The organism is Pseudomonas sp. TMW22080 (assembly GCF_022496745.1).
Classification (GTDB): domain Bacteria; phylum Pseudomonadota; class Gammaproteobacteria; order Pseudomonadales; family Pseudomonadaceae; genus Aquipseudomonas; species Aquipseudomonas bubulae.
In genome coordinates, this window is the sequence record NZ_SCFF01000003.1 from 599507 (window position 1) to 623596 (window position 24090).

At 57.5% G+C, this 24090-nt stretch carries 19 protein-coding genes; 7 read left to right on the forward strand and 12 right to left on the reverse strand.

Annotation, left to right across the window (positions count from 1 at the left end; genetic code table 11):
- Positions 1 to 12 precede the first annotated feature (12 nt).
- Positions 13 to 306, forward strand: a complete 294-nt coding sequence (locus EQV96_RS13070; protein ID WP_095018382.1) for a chorismate mutase — start codon at positions 13 to 15, stop codon at positions 304 to 306.
- A 46-nt stretch (positions 307 to 352) separates the two neighbouring features.
- Here the strand turns inward: EQV96_RS13070 and gdhA are convergent, their stop codons facing one another.
- Both gdhA and ettA read right to left on the reverse strand, forming a co-directional pair.
- Positions 353 to 1690, reverse strand: coding sequence for an NADP-specific glutamate dehydrogenase (gene gdhA / locus EQV96_RS13075; protein ID WP_094999359.1), 1338 nt, complete (start codon positions 1688 to 1690; stop codon positions 353 to 355).
- 283 nt (positions 1691 to 1973) lie between these two features.
- Positions 1974 to 3641: an energy-dependent translational throttle protein EttA gene (gene ettA, locus EQV96_RS13080; protein ID WP_094999360.1), complete on the reverse strand. Its 1668-nt coding sequence runs from the start codon at positions 3639 to 3641 to the stop codon at positions 1974 to 1976.
- Between the two features lie 256 nt (positions 3642 to 3897).
- Between ettA and EQV96_RS13085 the strand changes: the two genes are divergently transcribed.
- From EQV96_RS13085 to EQV96_RS13095, 3 genes are all read left to right on the forward strand, one after another.
- Positions 3898 to 7761 (forward strand): EAL domain-containing protein, encoded by a 3864-nt coding sequence (locus tag EQV96_RS13085; protein ID WP_094999966.1) that lies wholly within the window; start codon positions 3898 to 3900, stop codon positions 7759 to 7761.
- Between the two features lie 99 nt (positions 7762 to 7860).
- A complete protein-coding gene (gene glyA / locus EQV96_RS13090; RefSeq protein ID WP_088378929.1) occupies positions 7861 to 9114 on the forward strand; it encodes a serine hydroxymethyltransferase in 1254 nt (417 codons plus the stop codon).
- Between the two features lie 142 nt (positions 9115 to 9256).
- A complete protein-coding gene (locus EQV96_RS13095; protein WP_240882099.1) occupies positions 9257 to 9811 on the forward strand; it encodes a hypothetical protein in 555 nt (184 codons plus the stop codon).
- Positions 9812 to 9911: 100 nt separating this feature from the next.
- On the opposite strand, the gene yjiA is transcribed toward EQV96_RS13095, so the two are convergent.
- The 6 genes from yjiA to katB all read right to left on the reverse strand — a co-directional run bounded on the left by yjiA (position 9912) and on the right by katB (position 17078).
- Entirely contained in the window at positions 9912 to 10880 is a 969-nt protein-coding gene (yjiA, locus tag EQV96_RS13100) for a GTPase (protein WP_153400103.1), read from the reverse strand.
- A gap of 146 nt (positions 10881 to 11026) precedes the next feature.
- A complete protein-coding gene (locus EQV96_RS13105) occupies positions 11027 to 11224 on the reverse strand; it encodes a YbdD/YjiX family protein (protein WP_007937254.1) in 198 nt (65 codons plus the stop codon).
- Between the two features lie 15 nt (positions 11225 to 11239).
- Complete coding sequence (locus EQV96_RS13110) at positions 11240 to 13306, reverse strand: carbon starvation CstA family protein (RefSeq protein ID WP_240882100.1); 2067 nt, start codon at positions 13304 to 13306, stop codon at positions 11240 to 11242.
- A 215-nt stretch (positions 13307 to 13521) separates the two neighbouring features.
- Complete coding sequence (radA, locus tag EQV96_RS13115) at positions 13522 to 14889, reverse strand: DNA repair protein RadA (RefSeq protein WP_083369766.1); 1368 nt, start codon at positions 14887 to 14889, stop codon at positions 13522 to 13524.
- A 45-nt stretch (positions 14890 to 14934) separates the two neighbouring features.
- On the reverse strand, positions 14935 to 15465 hold the full coding sequence (locus EQV96_RS13120; protein ID WP_095018386.1) for an ankyrin repeat domain-containing protein: 531 nt from the start codon (positions 15463 to 15465) through the stop codon (positions 14935 to 14937).
- A 71-nt stretch (positions 15466 to 15536) separates the two neighbouring features.
- The gene (gene katB / locus EQV96_RS13125; RefSeq protein WP_094999365.1) at positions 15537 to 17078 is read right to left on the reverse strand and encodes a catalase KatB; all 1542 of its coding nucleotides are present in this window, start codon (positions 17076 to 17078) and stop codon (positions 15537 to 15539) included.
- A gap of 266 nt (positions 17079 to 17344) precedes the next feature.
- On the opposite strand from katB, the gene mscL reads away from it, so the two are divergent.
- Positions 17345 to 17758, forward strand: coding sequence for a large-conductance mechanosensitive channel protein MscL (gene mscL / locus EQV96_RS13130; RefSeq protein WP_094999366.1), 414 nt, complete (start codon positions 17345 to 17347; stop codon positions 17756 to 17758).
- A 70-nt stretch (positions 17759 to 17828) separates the two neighbouring features.
- On the opposite strand, the gene EQV96_RS13135 is transcribed toward mscL, so the two are convergent.
- Positions 17829 to 18605 carry a ferredoxin--NADP reductase gene (locus EQV96_RS13135; protein ID WP_094999367.1) on the reverse strand — a complete coding sequence of 259 codons (777 nt, stop codon included), beginning with the start codon at positions 18603 to 18605 and terminating at the stop codon, positions 17829 to 17831.
- 367 nt (positions 18606 to 18972) lie between these two features.
- Between EQV96_RS13135 and EQV96_RS13140 the strand changes: the two genes are divergently transcribed.
- Both EQV96_RS13140 and EQV96_RS13145 read left to right on the forward strand, forming a co-directional pair.
- The gene (locus tag EQV96_RS13140) at positions 18973 to 19686 is read left to right on the forward strand and encodes a LuxR family transcriptional regulator (protein WP_240882101.1); all 714 of its coding nucleotides are present in this window, start codon (positions 18973 to 18975) and stop codon (positions 19684 to 19686) included.
- A gap of 152 nt (positions 19687 to 19838) precedes the next feature.
- Complete coding sequence (locus EQV96_RS13145; protein WP_094999369.1) at positions 19839 to 20963, forward strand: class I SAM-dependent methyltransferase; 1125 nt, start codon at positions 19839 to 19841, stop codon at positions 20961 to 20963.
- Positions 20964 to 21141: 178 nt separating this feature from the next.
- Here EQV96_RS13145 and EQV96_RS13150 read toward each other — a convergent pair whose 3' ends face one another.
- From EQV96_RS13150 to EQV96_RS13160, 3 genes are read right to left on the reverse strand one after another with little or no spacing between them, the layout of a single operon-like run.
- Complete coding sequence (locus EQV96_RS13150) at positions 21142 to 21309, reverse strand: DUF2474 domain-containing protein (RefSeq protein ID WP_016779358.1); 168 nt, start codon at positions 21307 to 21309, stop codon at positions 21142 to 21144.
- A 57-nt stretch (positions 21310 to 21366) separates the two neighbouring features.
- Positions 21367 to 22374 carry a cytochrome d ubiquinol oxidase subunit II gene (gene cydB / locus EQV96_RS13155; protein ID WP_094999370.1) on the reverse strand — a complete coding sequence of 336 codons (1008 nt, stop codon included), beginning with the start codon at positions 22372 to 22374 and terminating at the stop codon, positions 21367 to 21369.
- A 3-nt stretch (positions 22375 to 22377) separates the two neighbouring features.
- Positions 22378 to 23817: a cytochrome ubiquinol oxidase subunit I gene (locus tag EQV96_RS13160; protein WP_240882102.1), complete on the reverse strand. Its 1440-nt coding sequence runs from the start codon at positions 23815 to 23817 to the stop codon at positions 22378 to 22380.
- Between the last annotated feature and the right edge of the window lie 273 nt (positions 23818 to 24090).

Here is a 24090-nt window from a genome sequence, read left to right on the forward strand (position 1 = left end):
AGTTTTCAAGACATGGTTGTTAATTGTGATTCCCTCGAGCAGGTGCGCGAGAAAATCGACGGGCTGGATCGCCAGATTGTCGGCCTGATCGCCGAGCGCGGGGCTTACGTATCGCAGGCGGCGCGGTTTAAAAAAGACAGCGATGCGGTCAGGGCGCCGCAGCGGGTTGAGCAGGTGATTGGCAAGGTGCGGACGTTGGCCGATGAGCTGGGCGCCAACCCGGACGTCACTGAAAGCGTCTACCGCGCCATGATCGCGGCCTTTATCGAACAGGAACTGGCTGAACACAAGACGCTTGCAAAATAGACAGCCCCAATGTGGGAGCGGGCTTGCCCGCTCCCACAGGATGGGGTTACACCACGCCTTGGGCCAGCATTGCGTCGGCAACTTTGACGAAACCGGCAATGTTCGCGCCTTTTACGTAGTTGATCCGCCCGTTTTCCTCGCCGTAGTGCACGCAAGCGTGGTGGATCGACTGCATGATGTTGTGCAACTTGCTGTCCACTTCGCCGGCCGTCCACAGCAGACGCATGGCGTTTTGCGACATTTCCAGCCCGCTCACCGCCACGCCACCGGCGTTGGATGCCTTGCCCGGTGCAAACAAAATACCTGCTTCGATAAACAGATCGACCGCTTCCAGGGTGGTCGGCATGTTCGCACCTTCAGCCACGCACACGCAGCCATTGGCCAGCAACGTACGGGCCGCTTCAGCGTCCAGTTCATTCTGGGTAGCGCATGGCAGCGCGATATCACACGCCAGGCTCCACGGGTGCTGCCCTGCCAGGAATTCAACCCCGAACTGCCCCGCCAACTCGCTGATACGGCCGCGCTTGACGTTTTTCAGTTCCATGAGCGCTTCCCACTGCTCTTCGCTCAAACCGGCTTCGCAATACAGCGTGCCTTCGGAATCCGACAGCGAAATAACCTTGCCGCCCAGGTCCATGACCTTGCGCGCGGCGTATTGCGCCACGTTGCCCGAGCCCGAAATCGCCACGCGCTTGCCGTCGATGCGCTGACCGCTGCGCTTGAGCATTTCCTGGGCGAAGTACACACAACCAAAGCCAGTAGCTTCAGGACGGATCAGGCTGCCACCGTAGCTCATGCCTTTGCCGGTCAACACGGAGGTGAACTGGTTGCTCAGGCGCTTGTACTGACCAAACATAAAGCCGATTTCGCGGGCGCCGACACCGATGTCGCCTGCTGGCACATCAACATCCGAACCGATATGGCGATACAGCTCGCTCATAAAGGCCTGGCAGAAACGCATGACTTCGGCGTCGCTCTTGCCCTTGGGGTTGAAGTCCGAACCGCCCTTGCCGCCGCCCATGGGCAAGGAGGTCAGGGAGTTCTTGAAGGTTTGCTCAAAGGCCAGAAACTTGAGGACGCCCAGATTCACCGACGGATGAAAACGCAGACCGCCCTTGTACGGACCAATGGCGCTGTTCATCTGGATACGGAAGCCGCGGTTAACCCGCACTTTGCCTTCGTCATCTACCCACGAAACGCGGAACACGATCGCACGCTCTGGTTCGCAAATGCGCTCAAGAATCCCTGAAGTCAGATAATGCGGATTGGCTTCAAGAAACGGCCACAGACTGCGAAGGACCTCTTCCACTGCCTGGTGGAATTCTGGTTGGTCCGGGTCACGTTTTTTCAGGCGGGCAAGGAACTGGTCGACGGATTCGATCATGGTAAGTCTCGGCAAATTTATTGTCGTTAAACGGAGATTGACCGGAACTTTATCAATTCATGTGGCACCGCGACAGCGCAAAATGTCGCAGTTATGAATTTAAATGGTGCATTTATATAAATAGCACCGATTTATCGGGCTTTTGCGCACCAAAAAAATACTTCTTGTACCCAGTTTCGCACCAACTTATAAACGCCAAAATCCCATTGTGGGAGGGGGAAAAGGTTTGTGATGCGCAAAAAAAACGGCGCCCGAAGGCGCCGTTCTGTTATGCAAACTGCCCTTACTGGGCCAGTTTTTTGTGACGCACACGGTGCGGCAGGGTAGCCGCTTCGCCGAGGCGCTTTTTACGGTCAGCTTCGTACTCGGTGTAGTTACCTTCGAAGAAGATCGCCTGCGAGTCGTCTTCGTAGGCCAGGATGTGAGTCGCGACGCGGTCAAGGAACCACCGATCGTGAGAGATCACAATGGCGGCGCCAGGGAAGTCCAGCAGTGCTTCTTCAAGCGAACGCAATGTCTCAACGTCAAGGTCGTTGGACGGTTCGTCGAGCAGCAGCACGTTGGCCCCCTCTTTCAAGGTCAGGGCCAGGTGCAGGCGACCACGCTCACCACCGGACAGATCCTTGACGAACTTCTGCTGATCGCCACCTTTGAAGTTGAAACGACCTACATAGGTACGCGACGGGATTTCATAGTTACCAATACGGATCACATCGGAACCGTCAGAAATCGCCTGGAACACCGTCTTGCTGCCATCCAGGTCGTCACGGCTCTGGTCAACGCACGCCAGTTGCACGGTTTCACCGATTTCGATGCTGCCCGAATCCGGCTGCTCCTTGCCCATGAGCATGCGGAACAGGGTCGATTTACCGGCACCGTTACCACCGATCACGCCAACGATGGCGCCTTTGGGCATGGCGAACGACAGGTTGTCGATCAGCACGCGATCACCGTAACCCTTGGAGACGTTCTTGAACTCGATAACCTTGTCACCCAGGCGCGGACCGGCCGGGATGTAGATTTCGTTGGTTTCGCTGCGCTTCTGGAATTCCTGCGACTGCAGTTCTTCGAAACGTTGCAGACGGGCCTTGGACTTGGACTGACGCGCCTTGGCACCTTTGCGAACCCATTCCAGCTCGTCTTTCATGGCCTTTTCATGGGCCGACTGCTGCTTGGATTCCTGGGCCAGACGATCGGACTTGGCTTCCAGCCAGCCCGAATAGTTGCCCTCGTAAGGAATGCCCGCACCGCGGTCAAGCTCCAGAATCCAGCCCGCTACGTTGTCCAGGAAGTAACGGTCGTGCGTAATCGCAACCACGGTACCCGGGAAGTCGTGCAGGAAGTGCTCCAGCCAGGCGACCGAATCGGCATCCAGGTGGTTGGTCGGTTCATCGAGCAGCAGCATGTCCGGGGCCGACAGCAGCAGGCGGCAAAGGGCAACACGGCGCTTCTCACCACCCGACAGGTGCTCTACCTTGGCATCCCAGGCTGGCAGGCGCAGCGCATCGGCTGCAACTTCCAGCTGGCGCTCAAGGTTGTGCCCGTCGCTTGCTTGCAGGATCGCTTCGAGCTTGGCCTGTTCTGCGGCCAGCTTGTCGAAGTCGGCATCAGGGTCGGCATATTCGGCATACACTTGATCAAGACGCGCCTGGGCGTCCTTGATCACGCTAACGGCTTCTTCAACCACTTCGCGTACGGTTTTGCTCGGATCCAGCTGCGGTTCCTGCGGCAGGTAACCGATGTTCAGGTCCGGCATCGGACGGGCTTCGCCGTCGAACTCGGTGTCAACGCCTGCCATGATTTTCAACAGGGTGGATTTACCCGAACCGTTCAAGCCGAGTACGCCGATTTTGGCCCCCGGGAAAAACGACAGGGAGATGTTTTTCAGGATTTCCCGCTTCGGCGGAACAACTTTGCTCAGCCGATGCATGGTGAAAACGTATTGAGCCATGGATAACCTAGGGTCAGTGACGGGTGAATAAGGCGCGAGCAATGCCCGGATCAGGCCATAGCAGAAAGTCAGGGACTGATCGAGATCAATGCCTGCTCGCAGAAAAAGCACAAATGTAGACCCCAGAATCTACCTGAATGCGTGATGCAGGGCAAACCAGCGCAGACCAGAGGACTGGCACTTTGCCACAACCCAAGGCATGCTTGGCGCCTTTAGGGGGCCTCGCGCCATTGCCGCCAAATCGCAGGATCACAAGTTGCCCAATGTCACCCCGCCCACTCGTGTCAAAGCGTCCAGCCAATTACTCGGGACACCTGTGCGCGGAACGTTGAAAAGTGCATTGGCGACCCTGGTTTTACTGCTGCTGGCGATGCTGTTCTGGCTGTTGGTCGAGCAGTTTCAGGAAACCCTGCAGCAAGAGCGCCAGACCAGCATCAACTACAGCGCCGACCTGGCCGACCATATCGGCCTGAGCATGGCCTTGCGGGCCGAAACCGCGCTCAATCTGCTGCCCGTAGACAAGTCGCCAAGAAACCAGCGCCAGCAACAGGCGCTGGTCAAGCAACTGGGCCAGTCCTTGCCATCCCTGCAAAGCCTGGCCCTGCTCAGTCCAGCCGGCGAAGTGTTGCTCGACAGTACCGGGACCAGCCCCGACGCTGCGTATCTGGCCGACTGGGTCAAACGCAGCCCGTCGCGCAACCGCACTGAAGGTTACTACTTCAGCAACAACAGTGATGCCAGCATCATCTACCTGTTGCTGCGCCAGCCCAGCGGCGCCATCGACGGCTACTGGCTGCTGCGCATGAGCCCGGACCTGCTGCAAAACCTCACGCATCAGAACGCCAACAGCAGCAACCGGCCGCAGTGGCTGGTGGAAAACAGCCAGACCCGCAAGGTACTCAGCCGCGCGGATAAAAACGTCTCGCCCCCCTCGGCCCTGAGCCAGCGCGATGAAGACGACACCGTACTGCTGGCAGCTATCAGCCACAGCGACTGGCAACTGCGCGGGCTGTTCAATGACCGCCAGGCAATCGAGCAGCTACTGCCCGGACTGATCGGCAAATGCCTGCTCGGCTTGGTGTTTTCGTTGCTGCCCATTATGGCGCTGTTGAACATGCGCCGCCGCCAGCGCCAGTTGCATGAAGGCCGCCGGCGTTACCACGATATTTTTGAAGGCACCGGGGTCGCCCTCTGCGTGCTCGACCTGTCCAGCCTGCCAGGGTTTCTTGAGCGCGAAAAACTCCATGACACTGATGCCCTCAAGCATTGGCTCAGCGATCATCCGGAACATCGTCGCCAGTTATTCGAGCAACTGCGCATCACCGAAGTCAACCAGGTAGCCATGCAGCTACTGGAGGTCGATTCAGGAGAAGGTGCCTGGCACAAGCTGATCAACGGCTGCCCGCTGAGCAGTTCAGCCATTGGCTATCAGGTCGTCGAGGCCGTGCTCGACCAGCAGCAACAGCTTGAGCTGGAAATAAAACTGACCGATGCCAGCGGTCGCGACCAGCACTTATGGCTGGTGCTGCGTCTGCCTGTGGATCAGCAGGACTACCATGCCGTCATTTTGAGCATCAGCGATATCACCAGCCGCAAGTTGATCGAACTGTCCCTGCAAGAGCGCGAAAGCTTCTGGTCCGATGTGGTGCGAACCGTTCCCGACCATCTATATGTACAAAATGTAATCAGCCAGCGGATCATTTTCAGCAACCATCACCTTGGCCAGACCCTGGGCTATAGCGCTGTTGAACTGCAGGAAATGGGCGCTTACTTCTGGGAGTTGCTGTTGCACCCTGAAGACGCCGAGCGCTATCACCAGTTGCGCAAAGAGCAGCAGGAAAACGGCTACAAGCAACTGATGCAATGCCAACTGCGGTTTCGCCATCAGCAGGGCACCTGGCGGCGCTTTGACATCCGTGAGCAAGCCTTTGCCCGTCATACCGGTGATCAAGTCTCGCGAATTGTAGGGGTGGCCAAGGACATCACCGACCAGATCGAAGCCAGCGAGTCATTGCGCGACAGCGAGCAACGCTACCGGATGCTGGCCGAAAGCATCAGCGACGTGATTTTCTCCACTGACAGCTCGCTGCGCATGAACTACCTCAGCCCCTCCATACAGACTGTACTGGGCTATGACGCACAATGGGTATTCGACAATGGCTGGCAGTCTATTATTGCCACGCCGCAACAGCTGGAGGGTATCTACAACCTGATCGAGCGTATCCGTGGCGCACTGCACAAGCCCCAGCAACTGTCGGCTTTGCGTGCTCAGGTGCAAACCCAGCTGTTTCTGTTCGACTGCCTGCGCGCTGACGGGCACAAGGTGCCCATCGAACTGCGCCTGGTGCTGGTATGGGATGAAGACGACGGTTTTGAAGGCATTCTGGGTGTTGGTCGCGACATGAGCCAGCAACGCCGTGCCGAAAAAGACCTGCGCATGGCCGCCACGGTTTTTGAACACTCCACCTCGGCCATCCTTATTACCGACCCTGCAGGCTATATCGTGCAAGCCAACGAGGCTTTCAGCCGGGTCAGCGGTTACGCCGTCGCACAAGTCCTCGACCAGCTACCAAGCATGCTCACTGTCGATGACCAACAACGCGCACACCTCGCCTATGTGCTCAAGCAACTGCATTTGCACGGCACATGGGAGGGTGAAGTCTGGCTCAAGCGCCTGAACGGTGAACACTACCCGGCCTGGGTCGGCATCACGGCAGTGCTCGATGATGAAGGCGATCTGGCCAGCTATGTGTGCTTCTTCAGTGATATCAGCGAGCGCAAGGCCAGCGAACAGCGAATCCACCGCCTGGCCTACTACGACGCCCTGACTCACCTGCCCAATCGCACCCTGTTCCAGGACCGTCTGCACACCGCGCTGCAACAGGCCGAGCGCAACAAGTCGTGGGTGGTGCTGATGTTTCTTGACCTCGACCGCTTCAAACCGATCAACGACTCCCTGGGCCACGCAGCCGGCGACCGCATGCTCAAGGACATGGCCATCCGCCTGCTTGCCTGTGTGGGTGACGACGATACTGTGGCGCGCATGGGCGGTGACGAGTTCACCCTGCTTCTGCAGCCTCGCACCACCCGTCAGAAGGCCTTGAACCGCGCTATCAATGTGGCCGAACAGATCCTCGCCAGTCTGGTAAAGCCCTTTGTACTCGAAAGCCGCGAGTTCTTTGTAACCGCCAGTATTGGTATTGCCTTGAGCCCGCAAGACGGCAACGAACTCAGCCAGTTGATGAAAAACGCCGATACCGCGATGTATCACGCCAAGGAGCGCGGCAAAAACAACTTCCAGTTCTACCAGGCAGACATGAACGCCAGCGCTCTTGAGCGCCTTGAACTGGAAAGCGACCTGCGTCATGCCCTGGAGCAGCAGGAATTCATTCTTTATTACCAGCCGCAGTTCAGCGGCGACGGCAAACGTCTGACCGGCGTTGAGGCACTGTTGCGCTGGAATCACTCAAGGCGCGGGCTGGTGCCACCCGGCGACTTTATCCCGGTACTCGAAGAACTGGGACTGGTGGTCGAAGTCGGCGACTGGGTGCTGGCCGAGGCCTGTCGCCAGCTCAAGCTCTGGCATCAGGCCAAGGTTCGCGTGCCCAAAGTCTCGGTCAACATATCGGCGCGCCAGTTCTCCGACGGCCAGTTGGGTACGCGCATTGCCAATATCCTCAAGGAAACCGGCCTGTCCCCGGCCTGCCTGGAGCTTGAGCTGACCGAAAGCATCCTCATGCGCGAGGTCAGCGAAGCGCTGCATATCCTGGCCAGCCTGAAAAACCTCGGCCTGAGCATTGCCGTGGACGACTTTGGCACCGGTTATTCGTCGCTCAACTACCTCAAGCAATTCCCCATCGACGTACTGAAAATCGACCGTACCTTTGTCGACGGCCTGCCCTCCGGCGAGCAGGACGCGCAAATCGCCAGGGCCATTATCGCCATGGCCCACAGCCTGAACCTTGCGGTAATCGCCGAAGGTGTAGAGACCCACGAGCAGCTGGATTTCTTGCGTGAACACGGTTGCGACGAAGTGCAAGGCTATCTGTTCGGGCGACCGATGCCGGCGGGCCAATTGGTGGAGCAACTGCAAGCGGCAAGCGCGGATCTACAAGCTTGAAGCTCATAGTTGCTCACCGTGAATCGCATTCATATGCCAGATAAAACCCATTGAGTTAGAATGCCCTCCTTTTCTGCCCCCCGATCCTTGAGGACCGCCATGTTCAGCCGTGATTTGACACTTGCCAAGTTCGACGCCGACCTTTTTGCCGCCATGGAGCAAGAAGCTCAGCGCCAGGAAGAACATATTGAGCTGATCGCTTCGGAAAACTACACCAGCCCAGCGGTGATGGAAGCTCAAGGCTCGGTTCTGACCAACAAATACGCCGAAGGCTACCCTGGCAAGCGCTACTACGGCGGCTGCGAATACGTAGACGTGGTAGAGCAACTGGCTATCGACCGTGCAAAAGAACTGTTCGGCGCCGATTACGCCAACGTTCAACCGCACGCCGGTTCCCAGGCCAACAGCGCCGTTTACCTGGCCCTGCTGTCGGCTGGCGACACCATCCTGGGCATGAGCCTGGCTCACGGCGGTCACCTGACCCACGGTGCCAGCGTTTCGTCTTCGGGCAAGCTGTACAACGCCATCCAGTACGGCATCGACGCCAATGGCCTGATCGACTACGACGAAGTTGAGCGTCTGGCCGTTGAGCACAAGCCAAAAATGATCGTGGCTGGCTTCTCTGCCTACTCGCAGGTTCTGGACTTCCCACGTTTCCGCGCTATCGCGGACAAGGTTGGCGCCTACCTGTTCGTGGACATGGCACACGTAGCCGGTCTGGTGGCTGCTGGCGTTTACCCGAACCCGGTTCCATTCGCTGACGTAGTGACCACCACTACCCACAAGACCCTGCGCGGTCCACGTGGTGGCCTGATCCTGGCCAAGGCCAACGCCGACATCGAGAAAAAGCTGAACTCGGCTGTTTTCCCGGGCTCGCAAGGCGGCCCGCTGGAGCACGTTATCGCGGCCAAGGCCGTGTGCTTCAAAGAAGCTCTGCAACCAGAGTTCAAGGCTTACCAGCAACAAGTGGTAAAAAACGCTCAGGCCATGGCTTCGGTATTTATCGAGCGCGGTTTTGACGTGGTTTCGGGCGGTACTGAAAACCACCTGTTCCTGCTGTCGCTGATCAAGCAGGAAATCTCCGGTAAAGACGCCGACGCGGCTCTGGGCAAAGCCTTTATCACCGTAAACAAAAACTCCGTACCAAACGATCCACGCTCCCCGTTCGTCACTTCGGGTCTGCGTTTCGGTACTCCAGCTGTCACCACTCGCGGCTTCAAAGTTGAAGAGTGCCGTGAGCTGGCTGGCTGGATCTGCGACATCCTGGCAGATATCAACAACGAAGCCGTTATCGACGCCGTTCGCGAGAAAGTCAAAGCCATCTGCGCCAAGCTGCCGGTATACGGCAACTGATCGCAAATAGCTGAATAAAAAGCCCGGCTTTCAAGCTGGGCTTTTTATTGCATCTGTTATTTTGAAACACTTGGCCGCTCCCCCCGAACAATAACAGCCTAGTCTGAATTTATGCATTCTTATCAACTGCAGAGTTCAGACAATGACTAACGATTCGCAACACTCCTTTATCGCCACCTTGCATGTACCGAACCATAACCTTCATCTTTTGGGGGCTCTTCATGGCCAGTCGGTCATAGTAACTGACTTGCTGGGCAGTGGCGGTGTCTTCTCCGGCAAACCCCAGTTGAGGGACGACTCCGCAGCCATGGGCATTCAAGCCCACGCCACAGGCGGGATCAAGGCTACGCTCAAGCTTTATTTCCGGCATACCGCCAAGGGCTATGAGATACATATCAAACACCCTGGCCAGTATGACCGGCACCGGCTGGCCATGAACCATATGGATATACTCTATGCGAGAAGTCCGACACTAAAGCATCCACTTGCCTTCACACTACTCGATCAAAACAACCGAACAGTGACAGAGAGGAACTTGAGTGAACCCCATACCCTTATCACACTTAAAACCCATAACAACAAGTATATCGGCGTAAGAAAAGCCAAAGGCTCACCTCATTACTATCTTGGTGAAACAGCCGAACATAAAAAAATGGTATTTCTTTTAAATATTATTGAAAGAAATGTGCCCTATTGATTTTACAACCGTGAAGTTGTGCGAAATAGCTGTTATTGCAGTAAGACAAAAAAATCAAAAGCCCCTGACCCTCTCCCGGAGGGAGAGGGTCAGCTATCACTCAAACCCCAAGCCGGGCAAAACCCTCGCGAATCTTGGCCTCTGGCAAATCATCGGCAATAAACACCATCACACTTTCACGGGCTTCACCTTCGGCCCACTCGGTGTCCCAATCAAAGCCATACAACTTGAGCACCCCCTGAAACACCAGCCTGCGATCTTCACCGGCAATGCTCAGCACGCCTTTGTAGCGCAGCAATTGCTTGCCGTGCTCTTCCAGCAGCTCGTTCATGAAGGCGCTAAGGCTGTCGATATCCAGCGGCTTATCGGTGCGTAGCACCAGACTGGAGATACGATCGATAGAAGCCGCAGGCTGTACCGGGCGCAAGCTCAGGCCACCCCCCAAGTCTGCGTTGAGGTTAAACCCGCGCACATCCAGTAATTCGGCCAGATCGATCTTGCCGTGCTCAACCACGCGGATCGGCGCCCGGCGGTTGATACGGGTCAAACGCTCGCTCAAGGCATCAAAGGTGGCGTCATCCACCAGATCGCGCTTGCTCACCAGTAAGCGGTCAGCAAAACCGATCTGCGCCTGGGCAATGGTCTGACTCAAATGCACATCGGCGTGGGCTGCATCCACCAGGGTAATAATGCCGTCCAGCAGATAACGCTCGCGCAGCTCTTCATCGATAAAGAAGGTTTGCGCCACCGGTGCCGGGTCGGCCAGGCCGGTGCACTCGATCACCAGGCGGTCGAAGGCAATTTCGCCATTGTCCAGACGCTCAAGCAGCAGGAACAGCGCCTTGGTCAGGTCGGTGTGGATGGTGCAGCACACACAGCCATTGGCCAGGGTCATGACTTGCACCGGCTCGTCCCCCAACAGTTGGGTGTCGATCCCGGCATCGCTGAATTCGTTTTCGATCACGGCGATTTTCAGGCCGTGTTCTGCCTTGAGCAAATAACGCAACAAGGTGGTTTTACCGGCCCCCAGGAAGCCGCTGAGAATGGTGACGGGGATTGGAGAGGTCATGCAGTGCCTCCTTAAACATAACGCCAAAACAAATGTGGGAGCGGGCTTGCTCGCGATTCAGGCGACACGGTGTCACTGACACACCGCGCCGTTCTTATCGCGAGCAAGCCCGCTCCCACAGTCAGATACAGCTCAGCCCTGACGGGTTAACAACACTTGGGCCCGCCCTTGCCGCCGTAACGCGCTTCCTGGCGTTCACGAAAGAACGCCTCGTAGCTCATCACCGGCTTGTCCGGGTGCTTGGTTTGCATATGCTCGACGTAGTTGTCGTAGTCGGGCATGCCGACCATCAGGCGTGCGGCCTGACCGAGGTATTTACCGAGGCGACTCAGGTCATTGAACATGGTTGCAACCCTCTATCAAGCATCTGGCATGGCTTGGTACGGCGACTCTTTATCCGTACGTACTTTGCTGCCCCATGCAGCGACACCCACTTTGATCGCAAAGAACAGAATGCTGAACACCACGAACAGAAACAGCACGGTCAGACCGGCGTTGGTGTAGGCGTTGATGATCACATGTTGCATCTGGTCGATGTTTTTCGCCGGGGCAATCACTTGGCCGGCTTCCAGCGCAGTGCTGTATTTGTTGGCCAGGGACAGGAAGCCCACTGCCGGGTTGGCGTCGAACAGCTTGATAAAGCCTGCCACGGTGGTGCAGATCAGCAGCCAGACGGCTGGCAGCATGGTCACCCAAATGTAGCGCTGGCGCTTCATTTTGATCAGCACAACGGTTGCCAGCATCAGCGCGATACCCGCCAGCATCTGGTTGGAGATACCGAACAGCGGCCACAGGGTGTTGATGCCGCCCAGTGGATCGATCACGCCCTGATACAGCAGGTAGCCCCACATCGCCACACACAGGCCGGTGGCCAGCAAGTTGGCGCCCCAGGACTCGGTACGTTTGAGTGCAGGCACAAAGCTGCCCAGCAAGTCTTGCAGCATAAAGCGACCGGCACGGGTACCGGCGTCAACTGCGGTCAGGATAAACAGGGCTTCAAACAAAATGGCGAAGTGATACCAGAACGCCATAGTGTTTTCACCCGGCAACACGTTGTGCAGGATCTGCGCGATACCCACCGCCAGGGTCGGTGCACCGCCGGCACGTGCCAGGACGGTGGTTTCACCGATGTCCTTGGCCAGCGCGGTCAACGCATCCGGGGTAATGGCAAAGCCCCAGTTGGTGATGTTTTGCGCAACGGTAACCACGTCACCGCCGACAATCGCTGCCGGGCTGTTCATGGCGAAGTACACACCCGGCTCGATCACCGAAGCAGCAACCATCGCCATAATGGCCACGAAGGACTCCATCAGCATGCCGCCGTAACCGATATAACGGGCGTTGCTTTCGTTATCCAGCAGTTTTGGCGTAGTACCCGAAGAAATCAGCGCATGGAAGCCCGATACCGCACCGCAGGCAATGGTGATGAACAGGAACGGGAACAGGCCGCCTTTCCAGACCGGGCCGGTGCCGTCGGTGAACTGGGTCAGCGCGGGCATTTTCAGCTCGGGCATGGTGACCAGGATGCCGATGGCCAGCGCAACGATAGTGCCGATCTTGAGGAAGGTCGACAGATAGTCACGAGGTGCCAGTACCAGCCATACCGGCAGAACCGCCGCAACAAAGCCGTAGCCGATGAGCATCCAGGTGATTTGCGTACCGGTAAAGGTGAACACCGGCGCCCACTCGGGGCTCGCCGCAATCTGGCCCCCCAGCCAGATGGAGCCAAGTAGCAGCAGCACACCGACGATGGAGATTTCACCTATGCGGCCCGGGCGGATGTAGCGCATGTAAATGCCCATGAACATCGCGATCGGGATGGTCGCCATCACCGTGAACATGCCCCACGGGCTCTCGGCCAGGGCCTTGACCACGATCAGCGCCAGCACCGCGAGGATGATGATCATGATCAGGAAGCAGCCAAACAGCGCGATGGTGCCCGGGATCTTGCCCATTTCCTCGCGCACCATGTCGCCCAGGGAGCGACCGTTGCGGCGGGTGGACATGAACAGGACCATGAAGTCCTGCACCGCACCGGCCAGTACCACGCCGGCGATCAGCCAGAGTGTGCCCGGCAGGTAACCCATTTGCGCGGCCAATACCGGCCCGACCAGAGGGCCAGCGCCAGCAATGGCGGCAAAGTGGTGACCAAAGAGAATGTGTTTGTTGGTCGGCACATAGTCCAGACCGTCGTTGTTGAGCACCGCAGGTGTTGCGCGGCTGGAGTCCAGTTGCATCACCTTGGTGGCGATAAACAGGCTGTAATAACGGTAAGCAACCAGATAAATGGCAACAGCTGCCACAACAATCCACAAGGCGTTGATCGCCTCGCCCCGGCGCAATGCCACTACGCCAAGGGCGCAGGCTCCTACAATTGCCAGCACCAGCCACGGGATGTGGCGGAGCAGGCTATTTTTATTATTCATTTTTTTAATTCCGGCCAGTTGGACAAGAAAGACTGCACCCGGAGTTTAGCGCTACTGGCTTTAAAGACCAGCCCCCAACATTGGTCTAGAGCCTTCTTTTGCGGTTTTTTGGCAGGCGGTGCTGCACATTTTTTCCGTGCAACGCCGCTGTCTGTCCCAGGCTGTCAGCCCGATACCGCGCCCAACCCTTGCAGATTTTTTACACCTTTGAACGCTTATTCGAACAACGCATCCAACGCCTGTTCCAGACGGGTAACGCCAATGACTTTCAGCCCCGGCGGCGACTCCTTGGGCGCATTGCCCTTGGGCACGATGGCGCGCTTGAAACCGTGCTTGGCCGCTTCCTTGAGCCGCTCCTGGCCGCTTGGCACAGGGCGCACCTCACCCGACAGGCCGACTTCACCGAACACCAGCAGATCATGGGGCAACGGACGATTACGCAGGCTGGACATCACGGCGGCCATCAGCGCCAGGTCCGATGCGGTTTCCAGCACCTTGACCCCGCCCACCACGTTCAGGAAAACATCCTGATCGTGGGTTGGAATACCGCCGTGTCGGTGCAATACGGCCAATAACATGGCCAGACGATTCTGGTCCAGGCCCAGGGTCACCCGCCGCGGGTTGGACATATGGCTGTCGTCCACCAGCGCCTGCACCTCCACCAGCATCGGGCGAGTCCCTTCCCAGGTGGCCATCACCACACTGCCAGGGACTTCTTCCTGGGCGCGGGTAAGGAAAATTGCGGAAGGGTTGGAAACTTCCTTCAGGCCTTTGTCGGTCATACCGAATACGCCCAGCTCGTTGACCGCGCCAAAACGGTTTTTCACTGCCCGCAGCAAGCGCAGCCGCCCGTCGGATTCACCCTCGAAATACAGTACGGTATCCACCATATGCTCCAGCACCCGCGGCCCGGCCAATGCGCCTTCTTTGGTCACATGGCCCACCAGGAAAATCGCCGTGCCGCTGGACTTGGCATAACGCACCAGCAAGGCCGCACTTTCACGCACTTGCGACACGCCGCCGGGGGCCGATTGCAGTTGCTCGGTAAAGATGGTCTGAATCGAGTCGATGACCATGACCTTGGGCTTTTCCAGCTTGGCAGTGGCGATGATGCTTTCAATGCAGGTTTCGGTCATCACCTTGAGCTGATCCTGCGGCAGCCCCAGGCGCCGGGCGCGCATGGCCACTTGCTGCTGGGACTCCTCGCCGGTGACGTACAACGCAGGCATGCGTGTAGCCATCTGACACAAGGTTTGCAGCAGGATGGTGGATTTGCCGATCCCCGGATCGCCACCAATCAACACCACCGAGCCATCCACCAGACCGCCGCCAAGCACCCGATCCAGCTCGCCAGAAGCGGTGGAGAAGCGCGGCAGTTCCTCGATGCTGACTTCAGCCAGGGTCTTGAGCTGGGCCTGTTGTCCGGTCCAGCCGGTACGGCCGCTGGGCGGCGCCGCAGCCCCGCTTTCAACGATGGTTTCCACCAGGGTGTTCCAGACGCCGCACTCGCCGCACTGCCCGGCCCACTTGGGGAAAGTTGCGCCGCACTCGGTGCAGCCGTAAATGCGCTTGGGCTTGGCCATCTGAACTCCACGGAAAAACCGCGATGATAGCCCACTAGGCTTTGGTCAGCGCGCTACGGGCATGCGGATTTCGCCATTGGCCAGCCGAGCGGCACTGTTGCCCGATGCATCTACGGCATTCAGGTCAGCCCCTTTGCGGGATAAATCCTTGAGCAACTCGACCCGCTGAAACAGGCCTGCATACATGGCCGCCGTCTGCCCTGCACCATTGCGCTGATCAGGGTTGCAGTCGGCTGCCATCAGGCGGTGGGCAATCTTGAGTTCACCCTTGAAAATCGCCCCCATCAGGGCCGTGTTACCGCGTTTGTCCTGCACGCAGGCATTGGCGCCTGCCTTGAGCAAATGCTCCACCGCCTTGGGCTGGCCGTTATAGGCAGCCAGAATCAGCGCGGTATAGCCTTTGCTGTCTTGAATATCGAGGGTGTAGCCGGATTCGATAAAGGTCTCGAGCATTGGCACATCGCCACGACGGGCGGCATCAAAAAAGTAATCCTGAAGCTGGCCCCGGGTGTCGGCCCCATCGGCCAGGCTCAGGCCGCTGAAAAACAGCAAGGCCAGGGAAATAAACGTTCGCATGCTTCTCTCCTGAATCAAAAGCCCTCACCCCGACCCTCCAAAAGGGAGAGGATCGGGGTGAGGGCTGCGGGTTAATCCGCCAGCTTGGCAGCCAGCGCCTTGACCCGACTCAGATCGCCCTTGGCCACTTTGGCTACGCCAGTGCCGTACTCAGGGTCGGCCTTGTAAAGGAACGACAGGATGATGTGCTTGCTTTCATCGTCTGTAGTTGCCAGCGAACCACCGAAGCTTTCAATCAAATCCTGACGCTCTTTCTGGCTGAATGAACGGTAAAGATCACCGGCCTGCTTGAAGTTCTGCTCACGCTGAATCTTCGCTTGCTGGGTAGTACCCGCCAATGGCATTTCGCTGTAGCGCGCAGCTTGCGGCTCTTCACGCGGCATCAAGCGGCTTGGCTGGTAGTTCACCCCCGACGTGGTGTGGCCCAGGTTCATCGCGCCGTCCTGGTTGCCATTGTTTACCGCGACCCGGGGGGCGTTGATCGGCAATTGCATGGCATTGGCACCCAGGCGGTACATCTGCGTATCGGCATAGGAGAACACCCGGCCCTGCAACAGACGGTCTTCGGAAGGCTCGATACCTGGTACCAGGTTGGCCGGGGCCATGGCGACCTGCTCGGTTTCCTGGAAGACATTGGCCGGGTTGCGGTTCAGGACCATTTGCCCGACTTTTCGCTCAGCCACGTTAGGCCAGATCTTGGTGGCATCCAGCGGGTCGAAATCAAAGGATTTCAAGTCTTCAGGCTTGAGGACCTGCACATACAAGTCCCACTTGGGGAAGTCCCCCTTATTGATATGCGTAACCAGATCGTTGGTCATGTGGCTGTAGTCCTGGCCCTGAACCTGCGTCACTTGTTTCGGATCAAGGTTTTTCAACCCCTGCAGGCTCTTCCAGTGAAACTTCACATAGCGCACGTCCCCCTTGGCATTGACCAGTTTGTAGGCGTGTACACCGTTACCATCCATTTCCCGGTAACTGGCGGGGGTACCCGCGTTGGAGTACAGCTCGGTCAGGGTGCGTGTGGCTTCCGGTACGTGAGAGAAGAAGTCGAAACGGCGCGAGTCGTCATCCAGGTTGGTACGCGGGTCAGGCTTGAAGGCGTGAACCATGTCCGGGAACTTGATCGCATCACGGATAAAGAAGGTGGGGAAGTTGTTACCCACCAGGTCCCAGTTGCCGTCCGCGGTGTAGAACTTGGTGGCAAAACCCCGTGGGTCACGCAGGGTTTCTGGTGAGTGGGCGCTGTGTACCACGGCCGAGAAACGCACAAATACCGGGGTGGTTTCGCCTTTGGCAAATACTTTGGCCTTGGTCAGGTCGCTCAAGTCATTGGTGACTGTAAACGTGCCGTGTGCGCCTGTGCCACGAGCGTGAACAACTCGCTCCGGGATACGCTCGCGATCAAAACGCTGCAGCTTTTGCAGCAGCTGCACGTCTTGCAGCAGAACCGGACCATTGGCCCCTGCCGTCTGGGAGTTCTGGTTGTCACCGACAGCGGCACCGTTGTCACGGGTCAGTGTTGCGGCCTGGGCTGTAACCGACAGCAGGCTGGCGCTTAATACACACAGCAGGCGGCGCTGTGAAAGCGCGCCGAAGCCTAGGGGGGTGGTCATGCGTAAGTCCTCTGGTTATTGGTTGCGCAATGGAGCGCTGACCAAAGGCTAGAGGCATGCAACGCAAACTCTAAATAGAAAGGTCTCAAGCCGGCCATTGAGAAAAAGGTCTGGTATTGCGCCATTCAATCGCGTAGTGAAAGCCAATAGAAAACTTCTCACGGCCAAACGGGTCGATTGCTTACCCGCAAACAGCTGTACGGGCAAGATCAGCCATGCTGATTTACACTGCACCCACCAACCTCATCTGTAACAAGGAATAACCTATGGGCGTGATAAGTGAGTTCAAGGCCTTCGCGGTCAAAGGGAACGTGGTCGATATGGCCGTCGGTATCATTATCGGCGCGGCATTCGGCAAAATCGTTTCGTCCTTTGTGGGGGACGTGGTCATGCCACCACTGGGGTTGCTGATTGGCGGAGTCGACTTCAGTGACCTGGCCATTACGCTGAAAGCCGCCGTTGGCGATGCGCCAGCAGTGGTTGTGGCCTACGGCAAATTCATCCAGAGCGTGATCGACTTTATCATCGTCGCGTTCGCTATCTTTATGGGTGTAAAGGCAATCAACCGCCTGAAACGCGAAGAGGCGGTCGCTCCGAGCGTACCACCGCTGCCCTCTAAAGAAGAGGAACTACTGGGCGAAATTCGCGACTTGCTCAAAGTTCAAAATAACCGGCCATAAGTGCTCAATAAAAACAACGGCGCCCTCAGGGGCGCCTTTGTTTTTCCATGTCACACACAATACAAAACAACTACCAATAGTTCTCAACAGCAACTTGACCTGGCCGGCGGCTCAGACTCAACTGCATGTCCCGTGCCTTGAGCAACTTGCGCGTGTCATCGATCATTTGCGGGTTACCGCACAACATGGCCCGTGAGTGCTCACTGCTCAATTCAATACCTGCGGCGTGTTCAAGTTCGCCATTTTCGATCAATGCAGTAATGCGCCCGTTCAATGCACCGGGTACCTGCTCCCGGGTAACCACCGGTATGTAGATAAATTTGTGCGCATAGTCGGCCAGGTATTCACGGCTGCATAGCCCGGCGATCAGTTCCTGATAGGCCATTTCGCAGGCATGGCGGGCGCTGTAAACAAGCACGATGCGCTCGAACTTTTCCCACACCTCAAAATCCTGCAGGATCGAGAGGAAAGGCGCGATGCCAGTGCCGGTTGCCAACAGCCACAGGTCACGACCGTCGACAAAGCGGTCCAGAGTCAGGAAGCCGTAGGCCTGACGCTCCACCAACAAGGTGTCACCCACTTCCAGGCGACTGAGCTCACTGGTAAATTCCCCGCCTGGCACCACGATCGAAAAGAACTCCAGAAACTCGTCATGGGGGGAAGAGACCATTGAATAGGCGCGCCACACCGTGCTGCCATCGGCCTTGGTCACCCCCAGCCTGGCGAATTGCCCTGCGCGAAAGCGAAAACCCGGATCACGTGTGGTACGCAACGTGAACAGGCTGGGCGTCAGCGGTGTGACGTCGAGAAGCGTCTGTTGGGTGAATTTTTCTGCAGTGGCAGTCATGGGGCACTCCAATGGCGAATGCCCTAGTGTCGCGCAAAGAGGGCCTGAGAAAAACCGATGGTTTGTGATGGCTTTACGGCATCCAGCCGCATCGCAAACACCGCCCGGACTGCAGCCGGAAAGATAGCTTTGCATTGAGCTTTTGGATCCGGTGCCGTTAACCCCACGCAACTGCTATATAGAAACACCCGAAAACGTATAATTAGATGCTGTTATTACATGAGCACCCACATCTACAACTAACAAAGTTTTCACATACCAACCCCTACTTTCGAATAATTAGCATTATTCGAAACAGCACCTAAAATCTTCTTAACGGGCCACCTCACAACACCGCTTACTTACTGCCGGGCCGCAGGAGCGCCTTATGACCGCACATCATTCAATCAGTAAAAACCATTACCTTTCTTGCATAAGCGAGGCTGAACTCTGTTCAAACACACTCAAACGAATAGAAGAATACGGCTTTGACTATTTCTTCTTTCGAATGATTCCTCGCCTTGGAAACACCACAACGAATAGCAAAGTAATTACAAACTATCCAAATGACTATGTCGATAGATATGAAAAAGGTCACCTCTCGCAAAAAAACCCTCTGCTGACCCACTGCCAGTTATCGATCCTGCCCATTATCTGGAGTTCTGATGTCTTTCGTGAGACGCCTGACCAGTGGAGAGCCACGCAAAACTGCGGGCTGACCTATGGCTGGTCGCAATCGGTACACGACCCCAATGGCGCTGTGAGCATGTTGAGCCTCGCCAGAAAAAGCACGCCAGTCACCGAGGACGAGTTTTCAGATAAGGCTGCCAATGTGTTGTGGCTCTGCAACCAACTGCACAGTGCCATGCTCGAGCGCTGCCACCTTCATCACCGGCTGGAGATTCATATCATCCGCCTGTCTTGTCGCGAGCTGGAGATATTGAAATGGACTGCCGAAGGTAAAATCGCTTCCGACATCGGCATGATTCTGGGCCTGAGCACCCGTACCGTGAACTTTCACATCAGCAGCGCCATGAAAAAACTGGGGGCCAACAACAAAACCTCCGCGGTGGTCATGGCGGCCAAGTCAGGCCTGTTGTAGGCCTGCCCTGCGCAGCAGCAATAAACCCATCAGGTAATCTTCGGTAAAAAAAAGTAAAATCACCGCCACCTGTAAAACCCACGGACGCTTCTGCTTGCCAGACTCCCTCAGGGGCAGGCCATGCAACAGTTGATTCCTCAGAGTTTGTATAAATGCCCGTGCTAGAAAGCCCTTTCGCCCAACTTCGCCTGATCCGCCAACCCGAGCAGCAGAACGAGCCCTTGCAGGCCTTTGATGCGGCGGATGAGTATTTGCTTAATCACTTGGCCGAACAGGCGCTGCCCGCAAACAGCCGGGTGCTGGTGCTCAATGACAGCTTTGGGGCCCTGGCGATCAGCCTGGTGGGCACAATGCAGGTCACCAGCAGCAGTGACTCCTTCCTGGCCATGCAAGCGCTGGAAAAAAACCTGGTGCGCAACGGCCATGCTTACGATGCGGTCTCGATCATTCCGGCCAGTGAACCACTGGCAGGGCCATTCGACTGCGTGCTGGTACGCGTGCCGAAGACCCTGGCCTTGCTTGAAGAACAACTGATCCGCCTGCAAGGTCAGCTGGCACCGGGTGCCCAAGTGATCGCGGGCGCGATGGTCAAGCACCTGCCGCGGGCTGCTGGCGATTTGCTGGAGCGTTATATCGGCCCGATGCATGCCTCGCTGGCGGTCAAGAAGGCCCGGCTGCTGATCGCCACAGCACAGGGCCTGGGACCATTTACCTCGCCCTACCCTACCCGCTATCGACTGGACAAGCCGGCCATCGAGCTGCTCAACCATGCCAACGTGTTCTGCCGCGAAGACCTGGATATCGGTACCCGGGCGTTCCTGCCCCACCTGCCGAAAAACCTGGGCTCGGCCCGGGTTGCCGACCTGGGCTGCGGCAACGGCGTGCTCGCCATTGCCAGCGCACTGGCCAACCCGCAGGCGCAGTACACGCTGGTCGACGAGTCGTTTATGGCCGTGCAGTCCGCCCGGGAAAACTGGCAAGCGGCCCTGGGTGATCGCGAAGTGACAGTGCGGGCCGATGACGGGCTGGCGAGCCAGGCACCGGACTCACTGGACGTGGTGCTGTGCAACCCGCCGTTTCACCAGCAACAGGTGGTGGGGGATTTTCTGGCCTGGCGCATGTTCCAGCAGGCGCGTGAAGCGCTGGTGGTGGGCGGGGCGCTGTATATCGTCGGCAATCGCCACCTGGGCTATCACAGCAAGCTGGCCAAGCTGTTTCGTGGTGTCGAGCAAGTGGCCGCCACGCCCAAGTTCGTGATCCTCAAGGCGCGCAAGTAAACCTGATCCTTGCAAGCCCCTTGTGGGAGCGGGCCTGCCCGCAAAGCGCCGACTCGATTGAACCGACAAGCGCGCAGCGCCTGTATCGCGAGCAGGCTCGCTCCCACAGAAGACAGTACAAAAAAAACCCGCCGAAGCGGGTCATAAAACCGTAGCCGCAAGGCAACGGGATGGGAAGTCAGTGGCTTTTCATGCCTGCCGCCGTCATGAACATGCGGATCAGCCAGGCAAATACTGCCAGGGTGGCCACACTGCCGGTCCAGATCACCAGCAGCCAGCCTATGCGTTGCCATAAAGGCTTCTTTTCGCATTCTTGCACGTCGTGTAGATAATCCTTGCCAGCCATGTGGGGCCTCCTCTTGGGGAAAAGGCTGTGGCCCTCAGGCCACAGCGGCACTTGCTACTAGTGATAACCGTCTTCGTGGGTCACCTTGCCGCGGAACACGTAGTAGCTCCAGAAGGTGTAGCCCAGAATGAACGGGATGATAAACAGGGTGCCCACCAGCATGAAGCCCTGGCTTTGCGGCGGTGCCGCCGCGTCCCAGATCGAGATCGAAGGCGGAATGATATTCGGCCACAGGCTGATGCCCAGGCCGCTGTAACCCAGGAATATCAGCACCAGGGTCAGCAGGAACGGCGTGTAGTGGGCCTTGCGCGCGATTGCCTTGAGCAGACCGTACATGGTCACCAGCACCAGGATCGGCACCGGCAGGAACCAGAACAGGTTAGGCAGGGTAAACCAGCGGGCCGCGATGTCTGTGTGGGCCAGCGGCGTCCACAGGCTGACGACACCCATCAATGCCAGCACGGCCAGTGCCAACGGACGACCCAGCTTGTGCATGCGCTCTTGCAGCTCGCCTTCGGTCTTCATGATCAGCCAGGTGCAGCCGAGCAAGGCGTAAGCCACGATCAGGGCAATACCGCAGAACACCGTGAACGGTGACAGCCAGTCCAGCCCGCCACCGGCGTACTGGCGGTTGACTACCGGCAGGCCATCAATAAAGGCCCCCAATGCCACGCCCTGAAAGAACGTCGCCACCAGCGAACCGCCAATAAAGGACTTGTCCCAGATATGGCGTTTTTCCGGGCGTGCCTTGAAGCGGAACTCAAAGGCCACGCCGCGGAAGATCAGGCCCATCAGCATCAGGATCAGTGGCAGGTACAACGCCGACAACACGACCGAGTAGGCCAGCGGGAAGGCACCGAACAGCGCCGCGCCGCCCAGTACCAGCCAGGTTTCGTTACCGTCCCAGACAGGGGCGACCGTGTTCATCATCACATCGCGATCTTTCTCGCCCTTGATAAAGGGAAAGAGGATGCCGATCCCCAGATCGAAACCATCCATGACCACATACATCATGATCCCGAAGATGATGATGATTGCCCAGATAAGTGGCAGATCAATACCCATGACTCAATTCCCCTTCGTCAGGCTGTCGCTGTGGCCTTCATCTGTACCCTCATGGGCTGCAGACAGAGGACGGGCAGGCGTGCGTTGCTGGCCTGGGCCACCGTGGGTTTCGTCATCGCCTTCGTGGGTGATCGGGCCCTTGCGTACCAGACGCATCATGTAGCCCAGACCTACACCGAACAGCGAGAAATACACCACGACAAACATGACCAGCGTGATGCTCATTTGCGTGACGCTGTGGTTGGACGAAGCATCAGCCGTGCGCATCAGCCCGTAGACCACCCACGGTTGACGACCAATCTCGGTAGTAAACCAGCCCGCGAGGATCGCGATCAGGCCCGATGGCCCCATCCACAGCACCAGGCGCAAGAACCAGCGGTTCTCGTAGAGGGTGCCGCGTTTCCGCAGCCACACGCTCCACAGGCCGATAAAGATCATCAACATGCCCAACGCAACCATGATGCGGAAGGTGAAGAACACGATGGTCGAGTTCGGACGATCCGCTGCCGGATAGTCCTTCATGGCCGGGATCTGCTTGTCCAGACTATGGGTCAGGATCAGGCTGCCCAAGTATGGCACCTCGATCTTGTAGTCCGTGGTCTCGGTTTTCATGTTGGGAATGCCGAACAGAATCAGCGGCGTCGGTTCACCCGGATTGTTTTCCCAGTGACCTTCGATCGCGGCGATTTTCACCGGCTGATACTCAAGGGTATTCAGGCCGTGGGCGTCACCAATAAAGGCCTGCACCGGCGCAACCACCAGGGCCATCCACATCGCCATCGAGAACATGCGACGAATGGCCGGTGTATTGCGACCGCGCAACAGGTGCCAGGCGGCCGAGGCACCGACGAAAAATGCCGTGGCAACAAAGGCGGCCGTGGCCATGTGCGCCAGACGGTAAGGGAACGACGGGTTGAAAATCACCGCCAGCCAGTCCACCGGAATGACTCGGCCATCGATGATTTCAAAACCTTGCGGGGTCTGCATCCAGCTGTTGGAGGCCAGGATCCAGAAGGTCGAGATCAGTGTGCCGATGGCCACCATGACGGTCGAGAAAAAGTGCATCCCGCGACCGACGCGGTTCCAGCCAAACAGCATGACCCCCAGAAAACCTGCTTCAAGGAAGAATGCGGTGAGTACTTCATAGGTCAGTAGCGGCCCGGTAACAGCACCGGCGAAGTCCGAGAACCTCGACCAGTTGGTACCGAACTGATAGGCCATGACCAGGCCCGACACCACGCCCATCCCAAAGTTGACGGCGAATATCTTCGACCAAAAGTGGTACAGGTCGCGGTAGGTGTCGTCACGGGTTTTCAGCCACATGCCTTCGAGCACCATGAGATAACTGGCGAGACCGATGGTAATGGCGGGAAAAAGAATGTGGAACGACACGGTAAACGCGAACTGAATTCGGGCGAGATCGAGAGCCTCCAAACCGAACATAAGTCTTCCTCTATCAGGTATCAGGTCGTTGAGGACCCGAGCGTCGCGCCCGAATCCAACTTCCCCGCAAGCCATGGCCGCTGCGAATCGCTGCTCGCTTTTTAACCACAACAAAAAGGGATCTGGCCGACTGGCCACTCAGACAAAACCGGAGAGGTTTTGATCTGGATCAAGCATGGAGGAAAGAGTAGTCCATTCCTGACACACGGCTAATGTGGTTTGTTGTCGCGTGACACGATGCCTCAGCCCTTGATATAGACCGTTGCAAGAAGT

Coding starts and splice junctions, on each gene's coding strand:
- EQV96_RS13070 (WP_095018382.1), top strand. CDS start 13: ATGGTTGTTAATTGTGATTCCCTCGAGCAGGTGCGCGAGAAAATCGAC.
- gdhA (WP_094999359.1), bottom strand. CDS start 1,690: ATGATCGAATCCGTCGACCAGTTCCTTGCCCGCCTGAAAAAACGTGAC.
- ettA (WP_094999360.1), bottom strand. CDS start 3,641: ATGGCTCAATACGTTTTCACCATGCATCGGCTGAGCAAAGTTGTTCCG.
- glyA (WP_088378929.1), top strand. CDS start 7,861: ATGTTCAGCCGTGATTTGACACTTGCCAAGTTCGACGCCGACCTTTTT.
- EQV96_RS13095 (WP_240882099.1), top strand. CDS start 9,257: ATGACTAACGATTCGCAACACTCCTTTATCGCCACCTTGCATGTACCG.
- yjiA (WP_153400103.1), bottom strand. CDS start 10,880: ATGACCTCTCCAATCCCCGTCACCATTCTCAGCGGCTTCCTGGGGGCC.
- EQV96_RS13105 (WP_007937254.1), bottom strand. CDS start 11,224: ATGTTCAATGACCTGAGTCGCCTCGGTAAATACCTCGGTCAGGCCGCA.
- EQV96_RS13110 (WP_240882100.1), bottom strand. CDS start 13,306: ATGAATAATAAAAATAGCCTGCTCCGCCACATCCCGTGGCTGGTGCTG.
- radA (WP_083369766.1), bottom strand. CDS start 14,889: ATGGCCAAGCCCAAGCGCATTTACGGCTGCACCGAGTGCGGCGCAACT.
- EQV96_RS13120 (WP_095018386.1), bottom strand. CDS start 15,465: ATGCGAACGTTTATTTCCCTGGCCTTGCTGTTTTTCAGCGGCCTGAGC.
- katB (WP_094999365.1), bottom strand. CDS start 17,078: ATGACCACCCCCCTAGGCTTCGGCGCGCTTTCACAGCGCCGCCTGCTG.
- mscL (WP_094999366.1), top strand. CDS start 17,345: ATGGGCGTGATAAGTGAGTTCAAGGCCTTCGCGGTCAAAGGGAACGTG.
- EQV96_RS13135 (WP_094999367.1), bottom strand. CDS start 18,605: ATGACTGCCACTGCAGAAAAATTCACCCAACAGACGCTTCTCGACGTC.
- EQV96_RS13140 (WP_240882101.1), top strand. CDS start 18,973: ATGACCGCACATCATTCAATCAGTAAAAACCATTACCTTTCTTGCATA.
- EQV96_RS13145 (WP_094999369.1), top strand. CDS start 19,839: ATGCCCGTGCTAGAAAGCCCTTTCGCCCAACTTCGCCTGATCCGCCAA.
- EQV96_RS13150 (WP_016779358.1), bottom strand. CDS start 21,309: ATGGCTGGCAAGGATTATCTACACGACGTGCAAGAATGCGAAAAGAAG.
- cydB (WP_094999370.1), bottom strand. CDS start 22,374: ATGGGTATTGATCTGCCACTTATCTGGGCAATCATCATCATCTTCGGG.
- EQV96_RS13160 (WP_240882102.1), bottom strand. CDS start 23,817: ATGTTCGGTTTGGAGGCTCTCGATCTCGCCCGAATTCAGTTCGCGTTT.